This window comes from Allobosea sp. 10L422 (genome assembly GCF_056395345.1).
This window is the reverse complement of record NZ_JBFTJI010000011.1, coordinates 167738-187821: the sequence shown is the minus strand read 5'-3', so window position 1 is coordinate 187821 and position 20084 is coordinate 167738. Positions and strand designations below refer to the sequence as shown.

At 66.8% G+C, this 20084-nt stretch carries 18 protein-coding genes and 1 tRNA gene; 6 read left to right on the top strand and 13 right to left on the bottom strand.

Annotation, left to right across the window (positions count from 1 at the left end; translation table 11 throughout):
- Positions 1–19 precede the first annotated feature (19 nt).
- The 3 genes from pheT to pheS are packed head-to-tail and all read right to left on the bottom strand — an operon-like array spanning position 20 to position 4762.
- The gene (gene pheT / locus AC1DEZ_RS20705) at positions 20–2443 is read right to left on the bottom strand and encodes a phenylalanine--tRNA ligase subunit beta (RefSeq protein ID WP_441510969.1); all 2424 of its coding nucleotides are present in this window, start codon (positions 2441–2443) and stop codon (positions 20–22) included.
- A gap of 26 nt (positions 2444–2469) precedes the next feature.
- Entirely contained in the window at positions 2470–3651 is a 1182-nt protein-coding gene (locus AC1DEZ_RS20700) for a ceramide glucosyltransferase (protein WP_476780570.1), read from the bottom strand.
- A 28-nt stretch (positions 3652–3679) separates the two neighbouring features.
- Entirely contained in the window at positions 3680–4762 is a 1083-nt protein-coding gene (gene pheS / locus AC1DEZ_RS20695) for a phenylalanine--tRNA ligase subunit alpha (RefSeq protein WP_441510967.1), read from the bottom strand.
- Positions 4763–4874: 112 nt separating this feature from the next.
- Between pheS and AC1DEZ_RS20690 the strand changes: the two genes are divergently transcribed.
- A complete protein-coding gene (locus tag AC1DEZ_RS20690; protein ID WP_476780573.1) occupies positions 4875–5651 on the top strand; it encodes an LOG family protein in 777 nt (258 codons plus the stop codon).
- 60 nt (positions 5652–5711) lie between these two features.
- On the opposite strand, the gene rplT is transcribed toward AC1DEZ_RS20690, so the two are convergent.
- Complete coding sequence (rplT, locus tag AC1DEZ_RS20685) at positions 5712–6086, bottom strand: 50S ribosomal protein L20 (protein WP_265052281.1); 375 nt, start codon at positions 6084–6086, stop codon at positions 5712–5714.
- Between the two features lie 28 nt (positions 6087–6114).
- Positions 6115–6315 carry a 50S ribosomal protein L35 gene (gene rpmI, locus AC1DEZ_RS20680; protein ID WP_066718776.1) on the bottom strand — a complete coding sequence of 67 codons (201 nt, stop codon included), beginning with the start codon at positions 6313–6315 and terminating at the stop codon, positions 6115–6117.
- Positions 6316–6585: 270 nt separating this feature from the next.
- Here rpmI and AC1DEZ_RS20675 point away from each other — a divergent pair, with 270 nt between their 5' ends.
- The gene (locus AC1DEZ_RS20675) at positions 6586–7611 is read left to right on the top strand and encodes an amino acid ABC transporter substrate-binding protein (protein ID WP_441510966.1); all 1026 of its coding nucleotides are present in this window, start codon (positions 6586–6588) and stop codon (positions 7609–7611) included.
- Positions 7612–7635: 24 nt separating this feature from the next.
- On the opposite strand, the gene AC1DEZ_RS20670 is transcribed toward AC1DEZ_RS20675, so the two are convergent.
- Entirely contained in the window at positions 7636–8844 is a 1209-nt protein-coding gene (locus AC1DEZ_RS20670; RefSeq protein ID WP_441510965.1) for an MFS transporter, read from the bottom strand.
- A gap of 101 nt (positions 8845–8945) precedes the next feature.
- Between AC1DEZ_RS20670 and AC1DEZ_RS20665 the strand changes: the two genes are divergently transcribed.
- Positions 8946–9542 carry a TetR/AcrR family transcriptional regulator gene (locus AC1DEZ_RS20665; protein ID WP_441510964.1) on the top strand — a complete coding sequence of 199 codons (597 nt, stop codon included), beginning with the start codon at positions 8946–8948 and terminating at the stop codon, positions 9540–9542.
- Between the two features lie 60 nt (positions 9543–9602).
- On the opposite strand, the gene infC is transcribed toward AC1DEZ_RS20665, so the two are convergent.
- Positions 9603–10145, bottom strand: coding sequence for a translation initiation factor IF-3 (infC, locus tag AC1DEZ_RS20660; protein WP_441468974.1), 543 nt, complete (start codon positions 10143–10145; stop codon positions 9603–9605).
- A gap of 117 nt (positions 10146–10262) precedes the next feature.
- Positions 10263–11480: a glycosyltransferase family 4 protein gene (locus tag AC1DEZ_RS20655; RefSeq protein ID WP_476780569.1), complete on the bottom strand. Its 1218-nt coding sequence runs from the start codon at positions 11478–11480 to the stop codon at positions 10263–10265.
- Between the two features lie 107 nt (positions 11481–11587).
- Here AC1DEZ_RS20655 and AC1DEZ_RS20650 point away from each other — a divergent pair, with 107 nt between their 5' ends.
- Positions 11588–12364, top strand: coding sequence for an alpha/beta hydrolase (locus AC1DEZ_RS20650; protein ID WP_441510962.1), 777 nt, complete (start codon positions 11588–11590; stop codon positions 12362–12364).
- Positions 12365–12385: 21 nt separating this feature from the next.
- Here the strand turns inward: AC1DEZ_RS20650 and AC1DEZ_RS20645 are convergent, their stop codons facing one another.
- The 5 genes from AC1DEZ_RS20645 to AC1DEZ_RS20625 form a co-directional block, all read right to left on the bottom strand.
- Positions 12386–12652, bottom strand: coding sequence for a BQ00720 family protein (locus tag AC1DEZ_RS20645; protein WP_441510961.1), 267 nt, complete (start codon positions 12650–12652; stop codon positions 12386–12388).
- Between the two features lie 110 nt (positions 12653–12762).
- On the bottom strand, positions 12763–13191 hold the full coding sequence (locus tag AC1DEZ_RS20640) for an Hsp20 family protein (protein WP_441510960.1): 429 nt from the start codon (positions 13189–13191) through the stop codon (positions 12763–12765).
- Between the two features lie 184 nt (positions 13192–13375).
- Positions 13376–13452: transfer RNA gene (locus tag AC1DEZ_RS20635), tRNA-His, on the bottom strand.
- A 151-nt stretch (positions 13453–13603) separates the two neighbouring features.
- Positions 13604–14542 carry a phasin family protein gene (locus AC1DEZ_RS20630; protein ID WP_441510959.1) on the bottom strand — a complete coding sequence of 313 codons (939 nt, stop codon included), beginning with the start codon at positions 14540–14542 and terminating at the stop codon, positions 13604–13606.
- A 90-nt stretch (positions 14543–14632) separates the two neighbouring features.
- Positions 14633–15031 carry a phasin gene (locus AC1DEZ_RS20625; protein WP_441510958.1) on the bottom strand — a complete coding sequence of 133 codons (399 nt, stop codon included), beginning with the start codon at positions 15029–15031 and terminating at the stop codon, positions 14633–14635.
- 223 nt (positions 15032–15254) lie between these two features.
- Here AC1DEZ_RS20625 and AC1DEZ_RS20620 point away from each other — a divergent pair, with 223 nt between their 5' ends.
- Complete coding sequence (locus AC1DEZ_RS20620) at positions 15255–18200, top strand: sensor histidine kinase (RefSeq protein ID WP_476780568.1); 2946 nt, start codon at positions 15255–15257, stop codon at positions 18198–18200.
- 170 nt (positions 18201–18370) lie between these two features.
- Entirely contained in the window at positions 18371–20083 is a 1713-nt protein-coding gene (locus AC1DEZ_RS20615) for a GGDEF domain-containing protein (RefSeq protein WP_441510956.1), read from the top strand.
- Position 20084 lies beyond the last annotated feature (1 nt).

The window sequence follows — 20084 nt, the reverse complement described above, 5'->3', positions numbered from 1 at the left end:
TGACGTGCGCGCCGGACTATCAGCCCCTGAGCGTCGCGCTATAGCGCTTGGCCATCTCCGCAACGATCTTGGCGCCGACCGCCTCGATCTCCGCCTCGGTCAGGGTCTTTTCGGTCGGCTGCAACGTCACCGCGAGCGCGACCGACTTCTTGCCGGCTTCGACACCCGGCCCCTCATAGAGATCGAAGACGCCGACATTGGCGATCAGCGCGCGGTCGGCGCCCTGCGCCGTCCTGGCCATGTCGCCGGCCGCCACCGCCTTGTCGACAATGAAGGCGAAGTCGCGCGTCACCGGCTGGAAGTCGGAAAGAGCGAGCTTCGGCTTGACTTTGGTCGGCTTGTACTTGGGCAGCGGCAGCGCATCGAGATGGATCTCGAAGGCGACAAGCGGCCCCTTGACGTCGAGCGCCTTGAGGATGCGGGGATGGACCTCGCCGAAGGCACCGACGATGCCCTTCGGGCCGAATTGCAGCGTGGCCGAGCGACCGGGATGAGCCCAGGCCGGGCCGCCCGCAACAATCTGCAAACCGCCGGTCGCGATGCCAAGACCGGAGAGCAGGCCGAGGACATCGGCCTTGACGTCGAAGACGTCGACGGGTTTGGCGCCGCCATCCCAATGGCGGCCGACGCCGTCGAGGCGGGCGGTGCCGCGACGCAGCCCGGTCGCCGCGATGAGCTGGCCTTCCGGCTCATCGCTCTTGAAGACCTGCCCGACCTCGAACAGGGCGACATCGGGGAAGCCGCGATCGGCGTTGGCCTGCGCCGCCCGGATCAGGCCCGGCAGCAGAGAGGGGCGCATATCGGAGAGATCCGCGGCGATCGGATTGGCGAGGGCGAGCTTGGGCGAGCCGCCACCGAAGAGCTTGGCCTCGTCATGCGAGATGAAGGACCACGTCACGGCCTCGACGAGACCGCGCGCCGCAAGCGTACGCTTGGCGATGCGCGTGCGCTTCTGCAGCACGGTCAGCACCGGCTTGACGACCTCGCCCTTGATACGCGGCAGCGGCGTCGAGGCGACGCGGTCGAGACCGGCGATCCGGACGATCTCCTCGACGAGATCGGCCTTGCCTCCGACATCGCCGCGCCAGGACGGCGGAGCGACCTTGACGCGGTCACCCGCGCCCGAGACGTGGAAGCCGAGCGAGGTTAGCGCCAGCTCCATCTCGACTTGGGGCAGATCGAGCCCGGTCAGGCGCTTGACCTCGGACCAGGGGAATTCGATGGCGGCCGTGCTGGCGGGCAGTTCGCCGACGAATTCCATCTCGGAGGCTTCGCCGCCGCAGAGCTCGATCACCATCGCGGTCGCGAGATCGAGGCCGGGTCGCGCGAAATCGGGATCGACGCCGCGCTCGAAACGGTAGCGCGCATCCGAGTTGATGCCGAGCGCGCGACCGGAGCGGGCGACGTTGAGCGGGTCCCAGAGCGCGCTCTCGATCAGCACGTCGGTGGTGCCCTCGCTGCTGCCCGAGGCCTCGCCGCCCATGATGCCCGCAAGCGACTCGACGCCATGCTCGTCGGCGATCACGACCTGCTCGTCGGTGAGTGTGTAGGTCTTGCCGTCGAGAGCGAGGATCGTCTCACCCGCCTTGGCGCGGCGCACGGTGAGATTGCCCGTAACCTTGGCTGCGTCGAAGACGTGGAGCGGCCGGTTGCGGTCGAGCGTCATGAAATTGGTGATGTCGACCAGCGCATTGATCGGACGCAGACCGACGGCCCGCAGCCGCGCCTGCAGCCAATCCGGCGACGGGCCGTTCTTCACGCCGCGCACGAGACGCAGGGCGAAGGCCGGGCAGAGCTTGCGGTCCTCGTCGGCGAAATCGAGCGTGACCTTGACCGGGCACGGGAAAGAGCCGCCCACCGGCTGGATGGCTTGCGTCTTGAGCTTGCCGAGGCCGGCGGCTGCCAGGTCGCGCGCGATACCGGCGACGCCCAGCGCATCGGCGCGGTTCGGCGTCACGGCGATCTCGATCACGGCGTCGTCGAGCCCGGCATAGGCCGCATAGGGCTGGCCGACCGGCGCGTCGGCCGGCAGCTCGATGATGCCGTCATGATCCTCGGAGAGCTCTAGTTCCGCTTCCGAGACCAGCATGCCGTTCGATTCGATGCCGCGGATCACGCCCTTGCCGAGCGTGACCTTCTTGCCGGGGATGTAGCTGCCCGGCGGCGAGAACACGCCCTTCATGCCGGTGCGGGCATTCGGCGCGCCGCACACCACCTGCACCGGTTCGCCGGTGCCGGTGTCGACCATGCAAACGCGCAGGCGATCCGCGTTCGGATGCTGCTTCGCCTCGATGACATAGGCGATGGTGAAGGCCGAGAGCGCGGCGGCGCGATCCTCGATCGCCTCGACCTCAAGACCGATGCGGGTGAGGGTTTCGGCGATCTCGGCAACGGAGGCGTCGGTGTCGAGGTGCTCTTTGAGCCAGGAAATCGTGAATTTCATCGCGCTATCGGGTCAGTATCTTCGGATCAGTCGGAAATCTTCGCGTTCGCCGCCGAAAGCTTCGGGGCCTTATCGTTGAGCTCGTTGGCGCCGTCGGCACGGATCTTCATCGCGTTGCCGCGCCAGCTCACCTCGCCACCGACGAAGGCATAGGCCCAGACGCCGGGGAAGGCGATGTCGCGCGCGAGCATGGCGATCGGCGTGCGCCAGTTCAGGAACCAGCCGACGCTCGCCGACAGAATGATGTCGCCGGCATACCAGAGCAGCAGCACCAGCAGCGGCGGCGCCCAGAATGGCAAGCCCACGGCGGAGGCACCAAAGGCCGCCAGCACGGCCGCAAGGAACGGTGTGGAGAGAAGCTCCAGCATGAAGAAGGGCAGGAAGGTGACGCGCCTCAACCGTGCCCAGCGGAACTGCCGCTGCACCGCATCCGCGAGACGACGTGGGCCAAGCGGCTGCTCGAAGGGTTGCCCGACGAGATGGACGCGCCTGCCTGCCGCGCGCACCAGCTTGGTGGAAGCGGCATCCTCGGCAATCTCGGCGCCGAGCGCGGCGATGCCGCCATTCGCATCGAGGAAGGGCTTGTTCCAGAGCATCGACTTGCCCTGCGCGAAGCCGAGCCCCAGCGCTTCGCCGACATATTGCCAGCGCGCCTGGAATGCGTTGAGGAAGGCGCATTCGACCTCGGCGCCGAAGCTTTGTGGCCGGGAACCCGCCGGCGTCGAGCAGACGAGGCCGGTATCGGACCGCCAGGCGGCGAGCATGCGCTGGATATAGTCCTTCGGCATCAGCACGTTGGAATCGGCGAGGATGACCCAGTCGGTCGTCGCCTCTTCCCAGCCGCGCACGCAGTTGTTGAGCTTGGGATTGGCGCTGACGGGGACGTCGCCGACGATCAGCCGGACCTTCTCGGTGCCATAGATGCCGATCAGCTCCTCGATCAGCGGGATGATCGGATCATGCGCGTCGGCGACGCAGAAGATCGTGCTGTAGCGGGGATAGTCGAGCTCCAGGCCGGAGACCGCCGTCTCGCGGCTGAAGGCCTCGATGCCGCGCACCGGCCTGACGATCGTGACCGGCGGCAGCTCGGCGAGCAGGGCGGAGCGCTGCATGGGCCAACGCAGGCGCCACAGCGCGATCGCCTGGCTCGCCAGGTTCGTCGCGCTCAGCAGCCCGGCAAACAGCGCCGCCCAGCCTGCAGGCGTCATCGCGCCCTCCCCTGCCCCGCCAGCAGCATCATGAGGAGAGGCCGCCCGTCAGCGTCGGCAGGTCGAGCGGGCGGAAGCCGTAATGGGCGAGCCAGCGCACATCCGCCTCGAAGAAGGGGCGCAGGTCCGCCATGCCGTATTTCAGCATCGCGATGCGGTCGATGCCCATGCCCCAGGCGAAGCCCTGATAGACTTCGGGATCGAGCCCGCAATTGCGCAGCACGTTCGGGTGGACCATGCCGCAGCCGAGAATCTCCAGCCAGTCGTCACCCTCGCCGAAGCGGATCTCGCCGCCCTTGCGCGAGCACTGGATGTCGACCTCCATCGAAGGCTCGGTGAAGGGGAAGAAGGACGGGCGGAAGCGCATCTTCACGTCGTCGATCTCGAAGAACGACTTGCAGAACTCTTCCAATATCCACTTCAGGTGGCCGAGATGGGCCGACTTGTCGATGACGAGCCCCTCGACCTGATGGAACATCGGCGTGTGGGTCTGGTCGGAATCGTTGCGATAGGTCCTGCCCGGGCAGATCACGCGGATCGGCGGCTGCTGCGCCAGCATGGTGCGGACCTGCACCGGCGAGGTGTGAGTGCGCAGCAACTTGCGCTCGCCATTGGCGTCAGGCTCGAAGAAGAAAGTGTCGTGCATCTCGCGGGCGGGGTGACCGACCGGGAAGTTCAGCTTGGTGAAGTTGAGGTCGTCGGTCTCGACATCCGGCCCTTCGGCGATGGCGAAGCCCATATCGCCGAAGATCGCGGTGATCTCGTCGATGACCTGGCTGATCGGATGGATACGGCCCCGCGCCTCCGGGCCGTCCTGCACCGGCAGCGACACGTCGACGCGCTCTGAGGCCAGTCTGGCCTCCAGCGCCGCCTCGCCCAGCGCCTCCTTGCGGGCGGCGATCGCGCCCTGCACGCGGTCGCGCAGGCCGTTGATCAGCGGCCCCTTTTCCTTGCGCTCATCCGGCGTCATCGCGCCGAGAGTCTTGAGCAGCGCCGAGATCGAGCCCGATTTGCCGAGCGCGGCAATCCGCACATCCTCGACGGCGGCTTCGTCGGCGGCGGTGTCGATCGCAACGAGGACGTCGCGTTCCAGGGTGGCGATATCGGTCATGAACGGGTCGCAAGCGTTGAAGGCGTGGGAACGGCGCGTTCTAGCGGGAACGGTCGGCATATGCCAGAGCGAAGCGACGCTTTGCCGAACCGGTCGAACTTGGCCGGTGCCGATGCAGGAGGATGCCTTGCCCGACAACACCCATCAGAAGGAAGCGCCGTCCTACCGGCTCGCCGCGCTCGACCCGGATTTCATCCTGGGCGATTCGACCCGCGGCGTGCGCTTCATGCTGGAGTACCAGAAGGCGGAAGATCATCTGAGGGCGCGCGGGGTCGTCTCGACCATCGTCGTCTTCGGCTCGGCGCGGGTGCGCGAGGGCAATCCCTGGTACGAAGCGGCAAGGCAATTCGGCCGCATCGCGTCCGAACGGGGCGGCGCGCTGCTGGATGGCGAGGCCGGACGCCATCACGTCATCGCAACGGGCGGCGGACCCGGCATCATGGAAGCGGCCAATCGCGGCGCCACCGAAGCAGGCGCCATCTCGATCGGCTTCAACATTACCCTGCCGCATGAGCAGGAGCCGAATGCCTGGTCGACACCCGACCTGACCTTCCTCTTCCACTACTTCGCGATGCGCAAAATGCATCTCGCCATGCGCGCCGCCGCCCTGGTGGTCTTCCCCGGCGGCTTCGGCACGCTCGACGAGCTGTTCGAGATCATGACGCTGGTGCAGACGGGCAAGATGGCCCCAGTGCCGATCGTGCTCTACGATTCCGGTTACTGGCAGGGCCTGCTCAACCTCGACCGGATGGAGGCCGCCGGCTTCATCCGCCCGGAGGATCTGAAGCTGTTCAGTTACGCCGACACGCCCGAGCAGGCATATGACCGCATCGTCGAGGGCGCAGGCGAAGGCTGGAACCCGCCTGGCAACGGCAGCGTGCAGACTTGAATTCAAAGAAAAAGGCCGGCGTCACCGCCGGCCTTTTCCAATTCAGCGATGCCAGTCCGCTCAGGCGGCCTTGGCTTCGGCGCCCAGCGCGCCCTTGACGGTCTCGACCACGGCCGTGAACGAGGCCACGTCGTCGATCGCCATCGCGGACAGGGTCTTGCGGTCGAGCTCGATGCCGGCCTTGATCAGGCCGCCGATGAAGACCGAATAGGTCAGGCCGTGCTCACGCACCGCAGCGTTGAGACGCTGGATCCAGAGAGCGCGGAACGAGCGCTTCTTGTTCTTGCGGTCGCGATACGCGTACTGCATCGAGCGATCGACGGCCGCCTTGGCGGCGCGGATCGTATTCTTGCGGCGGCCATAGAAGCCCTTGGCGGCCTTCAGCGTCTTCTTGTGCTTGGCGTGGGCAGTAACGCCCCGTTTCACGCGAGCCATGTCATGATCTCCGGAATGTCAGGTGGCGTCAGCCGTTGGGGAGGAAGTACTTCTTCACGTTGGCAGCGTCGCCCTCGAAGAGGGTCGTCGTGCCGCGGTGATTGCGGATCTGCTTGTTGGTCCGCTTGATCATCCCGTGACGCTTGCCGGCCTGGGCGTAGAGCACCTTGCCGGTACCGGTGATCTTGAACCGCTTCTTGGCGGCCGATTTAGTCTTGATCTTGGGCATTTCAGCTCCTCAATGGTCGCGGCATCGCGCTTTTTTGAACGCGTCGCCAATGTCTTGCTTTCAGGAAGCAAAGCACGACCGCCACGGCAGCCCTTATCAGCCGGGCGATCGAAGGCCGGCCCTATCGCAGAAAAGTGCCGTTCTGGCAAGTGCGAAGCCGGCAATGCCGAGCGAGGCTGCCGATAAAAACAGCAGCCATCCGCGCACTTCCTTCAGACGCCTGTCACAACGTAAGGTCAACAGGCGCGTTCCGCATCTGGAGAATCCCCCGTGAAGAAGCTTCTGCTCAGCCTCGCCGCAGGCCTCGCCCTGACGGCAGCAGCCTGTGCCCCTGCGCTTGCCCAATCGACCCTCGATAAGATCAAGGCGCGCGGCAACATCATCTGCGGCACCAGCGAAGGCGTGCCGGGCTTCTCCCTGCAGGACAAGAACGGCATCTGGCGCGGCTTCGACACCGATGTCTGCCGGGCGCTGGCCGCGGCGATCTTCAACGACCAGGACAAGGCGAGCTATCTCTCGCTCTCGAGCAAGAACCGCCTCGTCGCGCTGCAATCGGGCGAGATCGACGTGCTCGCCCGCACCACGACCTGGTCGCTCGGCCGCGACATCGGCCAGGGCGTCAGCTTCACCGCCATCAACTATTATGACGGCCAGGGCTTCATCGTCCGCAAGAAGCTCGGCGTGAACACGGTGAAGGACCTGAACGGCGCCTCGGTCTGCGTCGCGCAGGGCACGACCACGGAGCTGAACCTCGCCGATTACGGCCGCACCCACGGCATCAAGTTCGAGACCGTCGCCTTCGCAACCCTGGAGGATACAGTGCAGGCCTATGAGGCCGGCCGCTGCGACGCCTATACCACCGATCTCTCCGCACTCGCCGGCACGCGCGGCAGGCTGAAGGATCCCGACGAGCACATGCTCCTTCAGGAGGTCATCTCCAAGGAGCCGCTTGGCCCCTGGGTTCGCAAGAACGACCCGGCCTGGTTCGATCTCGTGCGCTGGACCGTGTTCGCGACGATCAATGCCGAGGAACTCGGCGTCACCCAGGCCAATGTCGAAGAGCTGGCGAAGACCTCGCAGAACCCGGAAATCCGCCGCATGCTCGGCGCCGAGGGCAAGTTCGGCGAGGGTCTCGGCCTGACCAATGACTGGGTGGTGCGCATCATCAAGGCCGTCGGCAATTACGGCGAGAGCTTCGACCGCCATTTCGGCCCGAAGACCAGCAACCCGCTGCCGCGCGGCGTCAACAAGCTGTGGACGCAGGGCGGCCTGCAATACGGCCCGCCGATCCGCTGACCTGCCGACAAGCGGGCCGGCCGATCAGGCCGGCTCGCAAACCGCCGTCTCCTTCCATTCGCCCAGCAGCCGGCTGTAGCCGGCGAGCGTGACGAGCAGCGCGACGGCCCCGGCCGCGACCGAGATCCAGAAGCCGCTGCGGGCGCCGAAAGCATCGATCAGAGCGCCGGCGGCCGAGGCGCCGAAGGCCATGCCGATGCCGATGCCCGTGATGCCCCAGGTCATGCCCTCGGTGAGCTGGCGCGGCGGCACCAGCCGCTCGATCAGCCCCATGGCGATGATGATCGTAGGCGAGACGGCCGCGCCGGCCATGAAGAAGACCAGAGCCAGAGAGGTCAGGCCGGTCACCGCCAGCAAAGGCAGAGTGGTCGCCGCCGCGAGCGCTATGGCAGCGACGAACTGGGTAGCGAGCGACGCCCTCAGCCTGAGCGCCCCGAAGACCAGGCCGACGATGAGAGAGCCAGCCGCGTAAATCGCCAGCACCACGCTCGCCATCGCCTTCTGCCCCTGCGCCTCGGCGAAAGCGACGGCGGTGATCTCGGCCGTACCGAAGATCGCGCCGACCGCAATCATCGCGAGCACCACGACCCGCACACCGCCGAGCCGGATGACCGAGGCATCCATCCCCACGGAGTCGGCACGGACAGGCGGCTCGGTACGGCGCTGGGCGCAGAGCAGCGGCACGCCGACGATCAGGAAGATCATGGCGGCGAGCGGCCCGGCCTCGGGAAAAAGGCTGACGCTGAGCCCGATCGCCACGATCGGGCCGACCATGAAGATGACCTCGTCGACCACCGATTCGAAGGCGAAGGCGGTGCGCAGCTGCGGTGTATCCCGGTAGAACTCCGTCCAGCGTGCCCTGACCATCGCGCCGATGCTCGGCATCAGCCCGGAGAGCAGCGCGAAGACAAAGAGCAGCCAGCTCGGCGCGCCCGCCCAGGTCGCGAGGATGAGGCCGCTCAGCGCAAGCACAGCGGCAGTCGCAGCCGGCATCAGCACGCGGCGCTGGCCATAGCGATCGACGAGGCGCGAGACCTGCGGCGTGATCAGCGCGCTCGCGAGCGCGAAGGTCGCGGCGACGGCACCGGCGATGGCATATTCGCCGCGCCGCTCCGACAGCATCGTCACGATGCCGAGGCCGACCATCGAGGCTGGCAGGCGTGCAACGAAGCCGGCGGACGAAAAAGCGAGGGCGCCGGGCACCCGGAAGATCTCACGGTAGGGATTAGGCATGATTGTCCCGAAGGAAGCGGACATACGCCGCGTATGCGAATGGATAATTGCATGCATCTCGTATGTCAATTAACGTACGAGACGTATGTGAAAGGGAAATGATGGCTCGCAGGCTTCGCGCCGACATGATCGCGGAAACCCGCGCCAGCCTGATCGCCGCCGCACGCGAGGCGTTCGGCACGGTCGGCTATGCGGCTGCGTCGATGGATGATCTGACCGCTGCGGCGGGGCTCACCCGCGGCGCGCTCTATCATCATTTCGGCGACAAGAAGGGCCTGTTCGCCGCCGTCCTCGACCAGATCGATGCCGAGATGACGGTGCGGCTGCGTGCCGTCTCGGCTAAGGCGCAGGATCGCTGGACCGGCTTTCGCGACGAATGCGCAGCCTATCTCGCCATGGCCCGCGAACCGGAAATCCAGCAGATCGTGCTGCGCGACGGGCCCGCCGTCCTCGGCGATCCCTGGAACTGGCCGATCCAGAACGACTGCATCCGCATGATGACGCACGGGCTCGGCGAGTTGGTGGCCGAAGGCGTGCTGGCCCCGCTTGATCCGGAGGCCATCGCGCGGCTGATCGTCGGCGCGACCCAGCATGCGGCGCAATGGATCGCGCATGCACCCGAACCCGAATCCGCCCTGCTGGCGGCGACCGACGCCTTCAACGCCATGCTCGACGGGCTTCTGCTCAAGCCCGCATGAAAAAGGGCGCCAGAGGCGCCCTTTTTCCGCATTCTGAACAGAAACGCGCCCGGTCACGCCTCAGCGCGGCGCGAGCACCATCACCATCTGGCGGCCTTCGAGCTGCCAGTCGCTCTCGACCTTGGCGATCTCGACGAGATCGGCCTTGACGCGCTCGAGCACCTTCACGCCGAGATCCTGATGCGCCATCTCGCGGCCGCGGAAGCGCAGGGTGACCTTCACCTTGTCGCCTTCCTCGAAGAAGCCCTGCATGGCCTTCATCTTCACATCGTAATCGTGCTTGTCGATGCCGGGCCGGAGCTTGATCTCCTTGATCTCGATGGTGCGCTGCTTCTTACGCGCCTCGGAAGCCTTCTTCTGCTCGAGAAAGCGGAAGCGGCCGTAATCAAGGATCTTGCAGACGGGCGGAACGGAATTCGGGGCGATCTCGACCAGATCGAGACCGGCATCCTCAGCGATCTTCAGCGCCTCGAAGAACGACACCACGCCACGGTTGGCGCCCGTGTCGTCGATCAGCTGTACCTCGCGAACTCCGCGGATATCACGGTTCGAGCGGGGGCCTTCCTTGGTCGGGGCCGGGGCAGCACGGTAAGGGCGACGAATGGGGTATTCTCCTGTATTTGGCGCAGTCCGCGCCGTTGATTCAGACACATTGCATAAAGAGGCGCGATGTCAATGCATGACACCGCTGCGACAGGCATTCGCCCGCGCCTTGACGCCTCAACGCTCCAGCAGCGCGCAATAGACGTCGAGGGTCTCGGTTACCATCGCTTCCAGCGAAAAATGCTTCTCGACATGCTCGCGCGCCCTCCTCGCCAGCGCATCGCGCGCGGAAGGCCGCAGCGACAGCGCTTCGGCGAGACCGGCCGCCAAAGCGGACGCATCGCCGGGCGGGACGCGCCACCCGGTGCGCTCGCCGGGAGTGACTTGCGGCGGGGCGAGCACCGTTTCGGGCACCGCACCGAGATCGGAGACCACGACGGGCGCGCCCATCGCCTGTGCCTCCACCGCGACGCGTCCGAAGGCTTCGGGCTCGGTCGATGGCACGGCGACGACCGCAGCCGAAAGCATCGCCGCCGGCATATCCGTGCAATGGCCGACACGCCGGACGCGGCCTTCCAGCCCGGCCTTGGCGATAAGCCCGTCGAGTTCCTTCACATAGCCGTCGCGCCCTTGGGCGTCGCCGGCGAGGATGAAGGCGGTATCGGTATCACCGCCGTCACGCATCAGGCGCGCAGCCTCGATCAGGACGCGCTGGCCCTTCCAGCCGGTCAGCCTGCCGGGCAGCAGCACGATGCGCTGATGCGGTTCGACGCCCCAGGCCTTGCGCAACGCCTGGATCCGATCCGCCCCAACCGCCGCCGGTGCAAAGGCCGAGAAATTGGTGCCGCGATTGACCACCCTGATCCGGTCCCGCGCCATCGGATGCTTCGAGAGAATCAGCTCAGCCGTGTAGCCGGAATTGGCGATGACGACATCACCGCGCGCCATSACCGAATTATASWGCGTCTTCACCGCCGAGCGGCTGKYRTAGGAGCCRTGATAGGTGGTGACGAAGGGCAGTTTCAGGAGCCGCGCCGCGCCGAGCGCGACCCAGGCAGGGGCGCGCGAGCGGGCATGGATCAATTCCACCCCCTCCTGCCGGCAGAGCAGCAGGAGCTTACGAATGTTGAGCGCCATGGCGATCGGGTTCTTCGAGGCCGCGGGGAAAGGCAGCCAGACCCCGCCCTTGGCCTGCAGCTCGGCGACGAGACGCCCGCCCTCGGTCGCGACTAGCGCGCGGGCGCCCACATCGGTCAGCCCCTTGGCGATGTCGACCGCAGTCCGCTCGGCACCGCCCGCCTCGAGCTCCGGAATGATCTGCAGGATCGTCCGCCCCGCCAGCGGATGCGTTTCGGTGGAAGGCAGCGAAAGATGGGCACCCGGTTTGAAGGACATGCTCTCTTGGTCTGGACTTTCATTCGTTGGGGCGAATATGCCCCTATCGGAGAGCCGCCGCAGCCTTTAATCGCCGCGGCCGCGTGATTCGTCACAGGAGATTTGCCGTGGAGCGCCAGCCGCCGCAATGGCTCGAGGTCGGAGACGGCCCCACCGGGCGCCGCCTCGCCTATCTCATCCAGGACGGCACGGGAGCGCCCGTGGTCTGGCTCGGCGGCTTCCGGTCCGACATGCGCGCGACCAAGGCCGAGGCGCTGGCGGACTGGGCCCGCGACACGGGGAGAGCCTATCTGCGCTTCGACTATGGCGGGCATGGCGAGAGCGAAGGCGACTTCGCCGGCTTCACCCTGTCGGATTGGCTGGCGGACGCGCTTGCGGTCATCCAGACCCAATGCCGGCAGAGCCCGATCCTCGTGGGATCCTCGATGGGCGGCTGGATTGCCCTGCTCGCGGCGCGCCGCCTGTTCGGCACGCCGCTGCAACCCGCAGGCCTCGTGCTGATCGCGCCCGCCGTCGATTTCTCCGAGGAGCTGATGTGGGCACAGATGCCTGACGCCATCCGCCGGGAAATCCTCGACGAAGGCGTCTGGCACCGCCCTTCCGAGTATTCACCCGATCCGACACCGATCACCCGCGCCCTGATAGAGGACGGGCGCCGGCACCTGATGTTCGGCGGCGAGATCAAGGCCGGCTGCCCTGTCCATATCCTGCAGGGCATGCGCGATCCCGACGTGCCATGGCGCCAGGCGCTGAAGCTCGTCGAACATCTCAGCGGCGATCCGGTGGTGCTGACGCTGATCAAGGACGGCGATCACCGCCTGTCCATGCCGGACGATATTGTGAGGCTGCAATCGGCGGTCGCCGGGATGGCGACCGCGCCCTGAGCGGCAGGAGCCTGGTCAGCGTCAGTGAACGCTGACCATCTTCAGATCATGCTCCCAGGCATTGGCCGTCGCGGCCTCGCGCGAATCCGTGACGAGGATCGGCGCGCCGTCGGCCGAGAGCAAGGTGAAGAGCAGCAAGCCGGACTCGATCTTCGGAGCCTGCGGAAAGATCCGCATCAGCTCGTCAGAGGTCATCGACTTGACGTAGGCGACCTCGCCGGTGCCGAGCGCGGCGAATTCCGCAGGGGTCAGCGGGTCGGCCTGGATTAGGATTCTGTCCTGTTTCATCGCGCCCTCCTTCAGAGCAGTGCGAATGCGGTTCTGATACTGCGCCTTCAATTATGAACAGATGCGAAAACCGCTGCCGCATCCTTCAACGCCGGACGGCGACCCGTCCTCTACTTTCGGCTCATGATATCGATACGCCGGATGAGCCGTTCCGGTTCCGGCCTGACGAGATCAATTGCAAGCAGGCCGTTCGACAGATCGGCGCCGAGAACCTGCATTCCTTCGGCCAGCAGGAAGCTCCGCTGGAATTGCCGGGCAGCGATGCCGCGATGCAGGAATTGCCGATTCTTGTCATCGCTCTGCCGGCCCCGGATCGTCAGCTGGTTCTCCTCCAGCGTGATCTCGAGCTGCTCGCGCGAGAAGCCCGCTACAGCCAGCGTGATCCGCAGACAGTCGGGCTCGTCCTCCGTCCGAGGCAACCGCTCGATATTATAGGGCGGGTAACCCTCGCTCGCGCCCTTAGCGACGCGATCGAGCGCACGCTCGATATCGTCGAAGCCGAGCAGGAACGGGTGGGACAGGCTAGGCGTACGCGTCATCTCTACCAGGCCCTCGAAAGGCGCCTCACGAACATCGGGACCCGCCGCCGGCAGCATCCCGCGGGCGAAAGGCGAACCCTTTCGCTTGTCCACGATATGGCGAAGCCGTGGCCGCTCTTCAAGAGGAGGGAGGATGCGGCGGCAGCGAACCGCACCGCATGACGATGAGAGAAAAACAAAAAGGTGGTACAGCCACCCCGGCTTGAACGGGGGACCTCTAGATCCACAATCTAGCGCTCTAACCAACTGAGCTATGGCTGCCCGTACCCGGGGCATGGGACCCTGCCGCCGCAGCGGGGGTCACCAGCGGCGCGGACCCTAGTGCCGACGTTCCGTTTTTGCAACCGCGGAATTCGATTTCTTCCGCAGGAATTTCGGCGCACCCGTCAGTGCGCCGATGATGTCGTCGCGCCTAGTCCTTGCGCAGCGCCGTATTGGCGACGCGGGCGAGCTCCTTCAGGTGCTCCGCATAGGATTCGTAGCTGCGGCGGACTGCCTTGGCCTGAAGCGTGATCGCCTCAGAGGCGCTGTTGCTGCGCGCCAGGGTTTGAGCATCGCGCAACGTCGCCTCGAGTTCGGCGCAGGCATGGTCGAGCATATGGGCCTGCAAGGCGCCGAAGGCCCGCGCCATCGTCAGCGCCTGGCTCATGATGGTCGCGGATGCGACGGCGGCAGCCTCGGGCGGACGCGGCAGCGGCAGCGAATCGAGTGAAACCGGCTGGATCAGCTTGGCCGCCACGGGCGCGGAGACCGGCTCGGCCGGCTTGACCGCCGGGGCAGACGGCGCGGCGGCTTCGACCGCCTGCGCCGGTTTTGGAGCCGGCTTCGCCCCGACCGGCGCGGCGTTGCCGCGCGGGGCGATCTCTTGCGGGGCGGTCTTCGGAGAAACGGCAGCTTTGGCGACCTCTGCCTTCGGCGCGGCCTCCGGGGCCTTGGCCGAAATCTTGGGCGCAAGGATCTTCGCCGCCGGCTTCTCAATGCGCCTCTCGGCGGGGGCAGACTTCACCGCAAGCGCGGAAGCCGGCGCTTCATCAGACTGATTCGCCTTGGCCGGAGCAGTTGCATCGGTCCGCGCCGGCGCCGGAATGGCGGGTGAAGCCGGCTTCTCGGGCGCCAATGGCGTCTGGGTCACCACCGGAGCGGCAGCGGTCGGAGAAGCGGGTTTCGCAGCGGCTTGGCTCGCAGGAGCGGCTGGAGGCGGAACCGCCGCGCCAGCGACGGGGCGGGCCTCGGCATTCGCCGACGGCGGCGTTTCAGCAAGCGGCTCGGCGGATGAGGACGATAGCGCCCTCACCGGGGGCAGGCTGACCGGGACCTTGGACGTCGTCCTGGTGGGAGCAGGCTTGACCATGACGGCTCTCCTTCAGCAGCAAACAGCGGAGACCGGGCGCAAGGCCCGGCCCGATACGGTGCCGGCGCGATCAGCGCCGGCCAATGCGGCTCAGCGGCCGCCCTTGGTGGCCTTGCTCACGGTCTCGGCAGCCTTGGCCGCAGCTTCCTGCGCGGCAGCGCCGACATCCTTGAGCTGGTCCTGCAACGCCGCCATCTGCGACTTCAGGAAATCCGACTGATGCTGCATGACTTCGGTGAGATCCTTGGACTTCACCAGCTTCTGGGCGAAGTCGAAGGCCGCCGCGACGTTATTCTCGGCATAGGCTATGGCCTTGCGGGTCGCATCATGGGTGTTGGCTCGGGCGCTCTCGGCGGAGCCATGGGCGCTGTCAACAGCCTTCTGAGCCGCGCCAATGAAACCGTCGAAGGCCTTGCGAGCCTGTTCGACACTACGCTCAGCGAATTCTCTCATCTCGGTCGGAACTTCATAAGGCAGCTTGCCGTTCATGGGATCCTCCTGTCGCCTCGTCAGCCAATCCTACGTAATTGTGCACTGCAATATCATTGTTGCATCGCAATGACAATAACGTGACATCTGCGACGCCGCGCATGTTAACGCTGTTTCGAGGAGAAGCGGGAGAGCAATCTTCGGCTCCATGGATTCGCCGCCGTTTGGGAGCTATTAAGCTTTCATTAGGCATAACGGGCGCGGATCGAACGAGCGGGCAGGCATGAGCGAATCCGGAGAGGACTGGGCGCGACGGGGCGTGGCGGCGGCTGAAGACGCTGCGCTTGCGTCCTTTGCCGCGGGCGGCGCCCTGCTGCTCTGGGACGCGACCGCCGGGCGCCCCGGATTTGCGAACGACGCCGGGTGGGCATTGCTCGGCGGCAAGGGGGCAGATGCCGCGGTTCCGAATCAGGCGCGTCAGCGGCTCGATGCGCTCGCGGGTGGCCTTGCCTCCGCGGCTGGCATCCGCCTCGAACGACTGCGCCTGACCTCCGGCTTCGCAGCCATCCCCCTCACCTGCGGCTGCAAGCTCCTGCCCTGCCCGGACGGTCAGACCGTCCTGGCGATCGCCATCCCCGCTGCCGAGCTGCGCCGGCTCGGCATCACGATACCCCCGAAGGCTGAGTCGACGCCGACCATAACCGCGACGGCCACTCCGTCCGAGGGGACCGATTCGCCCGCCCCGCCCCGCCCGTCGACGATCCGCTTCCTCTGGCAGAGCGACGGCGAAGCCCGGCTGACCAAGCTGTCCGACCAGATCGTCTTCCTGACAGGTGCCGACGCTGCAGACAGGCTGATCGGCCGACGCTGGCAGGATCTCGTCGGCTCCACCATTCTCGACCGCGATGGCGGGCTGATCGAGCGGCTCGGCACGGCCACGACCTGGAGCGGCCACAATCTGCTCTGGCAGACGGACACCGCCGGTGAAGGCGCGCGCGTCGAGCTGTCTGGCGTGCCTGTCCTCGATGCGGCCCGCGCACTCGCCGGTTTCCGCGGCTTCGGCATTGCCCGCTTGAACGAGCGCGAGCCGTTCCTTGCAGCCGCTGTCGCGCCCGAACAGGCTGCTGCGAACGCCCCTGCTGGGCCAGCGGAGGCCCTAGCGGAAGAGGATGCGAAGCAGCAGGATGAACCTGCCGGGGAAATGCACACCATCGCGGACGTAGAGGCGGAACTGCCGCAAGCCGATGAGGCGGCCGAGTCGTCCATGGTGAGCACGGCGGAACGCGAAGCGGCGCCTGAAGCGGAAAACCGCCCTGAGGATAGCGACGAGTTGCCGCTCGCGGCAGCGCGCGACGAATCCGAAGCTCCCTCCGCCGACCGACCGGACGACGAGCAGCCCGCTGCGGGGTCGGTGCCCCCTGCCGACAACATCGTTCCATTGCGCAACGGCGGCACTGTGACGGCGCTACGTCCGCTTCTAGAGCCGTCGAAGCCGCATCTGAGCTCGGCCGAGCGCAATGCCTTCCGCGAGATCGCCAAAGCGCTGGGCGCCCGCCTGGCCGGCGACGAGGAGCCGGGCGGCCCGCGCCTGCCGCCGGTCGCGCCGCTGCAGGTCAAGGAGCAGGCAGAGGTGGCCGCCGCCGAGAGGCCGGCGGTCGAAGCCGACTCGGCCCCGGCCCCGGCACGGCAACGTAATTCCCATGCCGACGTACTCGACCGACTGCCCATCGCAGTCCTGGTCAATCGCGGCGACGAGGCGCTCTATGCCAACCGCACCTTGCTCGATCTGCTCGACTTCGCCGACCTCGCCGATCTGAAGGCCGGCGGCAATGTCAGCCGCCTGATCAAGGAAGCATCGCGCGCAGAAGGCGGCGCGATGAAGCTGATCGATCGCCTCGGTCATCTGGTCAGCGTCGATGCCGTCCTCTCCAGCGTGAGCTGGCTGGACGAGCCGGCGACGCTCATGGCCTTCCGCCATCCGAATGGCGGCGGCGAGGTCAAGGTGCTGACGCCGGAAGAGGCGGAAGAAGCCGAGCTCGCGGCCGAGTTTGCCGCTGAGGAGGCCGAATCGGCGGCGCGCGTCGAGGCACTCCAGCTCGATGCCGAGGCCCGCGACGGCCGCATCGCCGAGCTCACCGCCATGCTGGACACGGCGACCGACGGCGTGGTCACGGTGGATGATCGCGGGCGCATCCTGTCGCTCAACAAGGCGGCCGAGGCGCTGTTCGGCTACGATCAGCGCGAGGTGACCGGCGAACTGTTCACGCTGCTCTTCGCCGGTGAGAGCCATGCCCCGGCCCTCGACTATCTCGAAGGCCTGAAGGGCGGCGGCGTCGCCTCGGTGCTGAACGATGGGCGCGAGGTGCAGGGCCGGGTGCGCCAGGGCGGCAAGATCCCGCTGTTCATGACCATGGGGCAGATCGCGCATGGTGCCGAGCCGCGCTTCTGCGCGGTGCTGCGCGACATCACCGCCTGGAAGAAGACCGAGGGCGAGCTGGTCGATGCGCGCAAGGCGGCGGAGATGGCGAGCGCGCAGAAATCCGACGTGCTCGCCAAGATCAGCCACGAGATCCGCACGCCGCTCAACGCCATCATCGGCTTCGCCGAAGTCATGGCGGAAGAGCGCTTCGGCCCGATCGCCAACGAGCGCTACAAGGAATATCTGCGCGACATCCATCAGTCGGGCGGCTACGTCATCAGCCTCGTCAACGACCTGCTCGACCTCGCCAAGATCGAGGCGGGCAAGCTCGATCTCGACTTCGCGAGCGTCAATCTGAACGAGATCGCGCTGTCGACCGTGGCGCTGCTGCAGCCTGAAGCGCAACGCGGCCGCGTCGTGCTGCGCTCGGGGCTCTCGCCGAAGCTGCCGCCCGTCGTCGCCGACGAGCGCTCGATCCGCCAGATCGCGATCAACCTGCTTTCCAATGCGGTGAAGTTCACCGATGCCGGCGGCCAGGTCATCATCTCGACCGCGCTCGGCGACCAGGGCGAGGCGATCCTGCGGGTGCGCGATACCGGCATCGGCATGGATGACGACGAGCTGAAGCTCGCGCTCGAACCCTTCCGCCAGGTGCCGACGACGCGCCGTGCCGGCGGCACCGGGCTCGGCCTGCCGCTGACCAAGGCGCTGGTCGAGGCCAATCGCGCGGCGATGTCGATCACCAGCGTCAAGAAGGAAGGCACGCTGGTCGAGATCACGTTCCCGCCCCAACGCGTGCTCGCGAGCTGAGGCCGCCGCCCGGCTCCCACGTCGACCTCTCAGGCGCGCGACGACGCCTGAGGGATCCATTGTGCACTGCACTTTCCACAATCTGTCCGGAGTGATATCGAGCTGGAGCGCGACCCCACGGAAGGCTGACGGAGCCGTTCCCGAGAGCGAGGATACCCACGCGTCGCATCATGCGCGTCCGGCAACTGACCCTCACACAGTCTGCGCTCGCAGCGATCGGGCTTGTGCTCGCCTGCTCCATGATGCTGGGAGCGAGCCTGCTCTGGCATCATTACGGCGCGCTCAGCAGCAGCGCCCGCACGCTCGCCCGCCTCGACGCCTTTCGGGTGGTGCTCGATGCCGCCTACCATGTCTCGGCCGAGCGAGGCCCAACCAATTCGGCTCTCGGGCGCGAGCCGACGGAGCCGGACCCGGTGCGAGAGCGGCTGCGAGCCTTCCGAACGTCGAGCGACGCCGCGATCGCGCGGATCCCGGCTTCGCTCGCTCCCGATGTCGCGCCTATGCGCGCGCAACTCGACGGCGCTCGCGGGCAGGTCGACGCTCTGCTGGCGCGTCCGCTGACGCAACGTGACCACGATGCCGTGGAAAAGGCGATCTTCTCGATGTTCGCCGTTTACGACGCGACCCACCCGCTCACCAATGCCGCGATGGACAAGCTTCTGGCAGGCGATTCAGCGCTGATCGGCCAGGCTCTGGTGGCCTATATGCTCGGCGAGCTTCGCGACTATGCCGGCCGTCTGGGCTCCTATCTGGTCATTTCGATCGTGCGCGGCGAACCGCTGGCCGGCCCGTCGCAAGCCGCCTTCGACCAGGTGCGCGGCCGCGTCCTCGAGCTGTGGCGGCTCACCAGCTCGCAAACCAGCACGCGTGCGGCTCCGCTTGTCGCTCAGGCTCATCAGGCCACCGAAGAGCTCTTCTTCAACCAGGGAATACGGTTGCTCGACGACACGCGGCAGCAGCTCGACGCGGGCCGATATCGCGGAACGCCGGAATCCTTCACCGATGTGCTCGTGCCGAGCTTCCAGCCTATCGGGCAATTGCGCGACCGCTTCATCGCTGCTGTCGCCGACCGCTTCAATGCAACCTATCGCCATGCCCGGGCGGATTTCATCGTTGCGGCCATCGGCATGGCGCTGGTGGTCGCGGTCGAACTGGCGCTGCTGTTCGTCAGCCGGCGCTTCCTTTTCCGGCCGCTCATGCTTGCGCGCGCCCGCGTCGTCGATTTGGCGAACGGCAGGTTGCACCAACCCGCCGCGCCGGGCCAGCTGCGCAGCGAGATGCGGGACCTGTTCCAGGCGCTGGAAACCCTGCGTCGGCGGCTGATCGAACGCGAGCAGCTCGACACCGAAAGACTGCGGCTGACGGCCCGCCTCCGGCGCCAGGCCGACACCGACGGGCTGACCGGCGTCATGAACCGCGGCGCCCTCGAAAGACTCGTCGAGCGAATCGCTCGTACATCCAAAAAGGACCGGCAGATCGGGCTCATCTTGCTCGACATCGATCACTTCAAGGCTATCAACGACGAGCTCGGCCACATTGCCGGCGACGCCGCCCTGCGGGCGCTCGCCCAGCGCCTACAGGACGGACTGCGCGAGGAGGACGTCATCGCCCGCTTTGGCGGGGAGGAGTTCGCCGTCCTCGTCCTGGATGGCAGCGCGGCCGATCCCGACATGCTCGTCGAGCTGGCCGAGCGGCTTCGGCGTCTGATCGAAGCCGAGCCCGTTCTGCTCGATACCGGCGCGGAGGTCGCGATCACCGCGAGCATCGGCATCGCCGCCGCCAGCGTCGGGCCGGAGATGTGGCCGGAGTTGCTGGAGGCTGCCGATGCCGCGCTCTACCGCGCGAAGCGGGAAGGCCGCAACCGCGTGGCGACGGCGGGCTGAC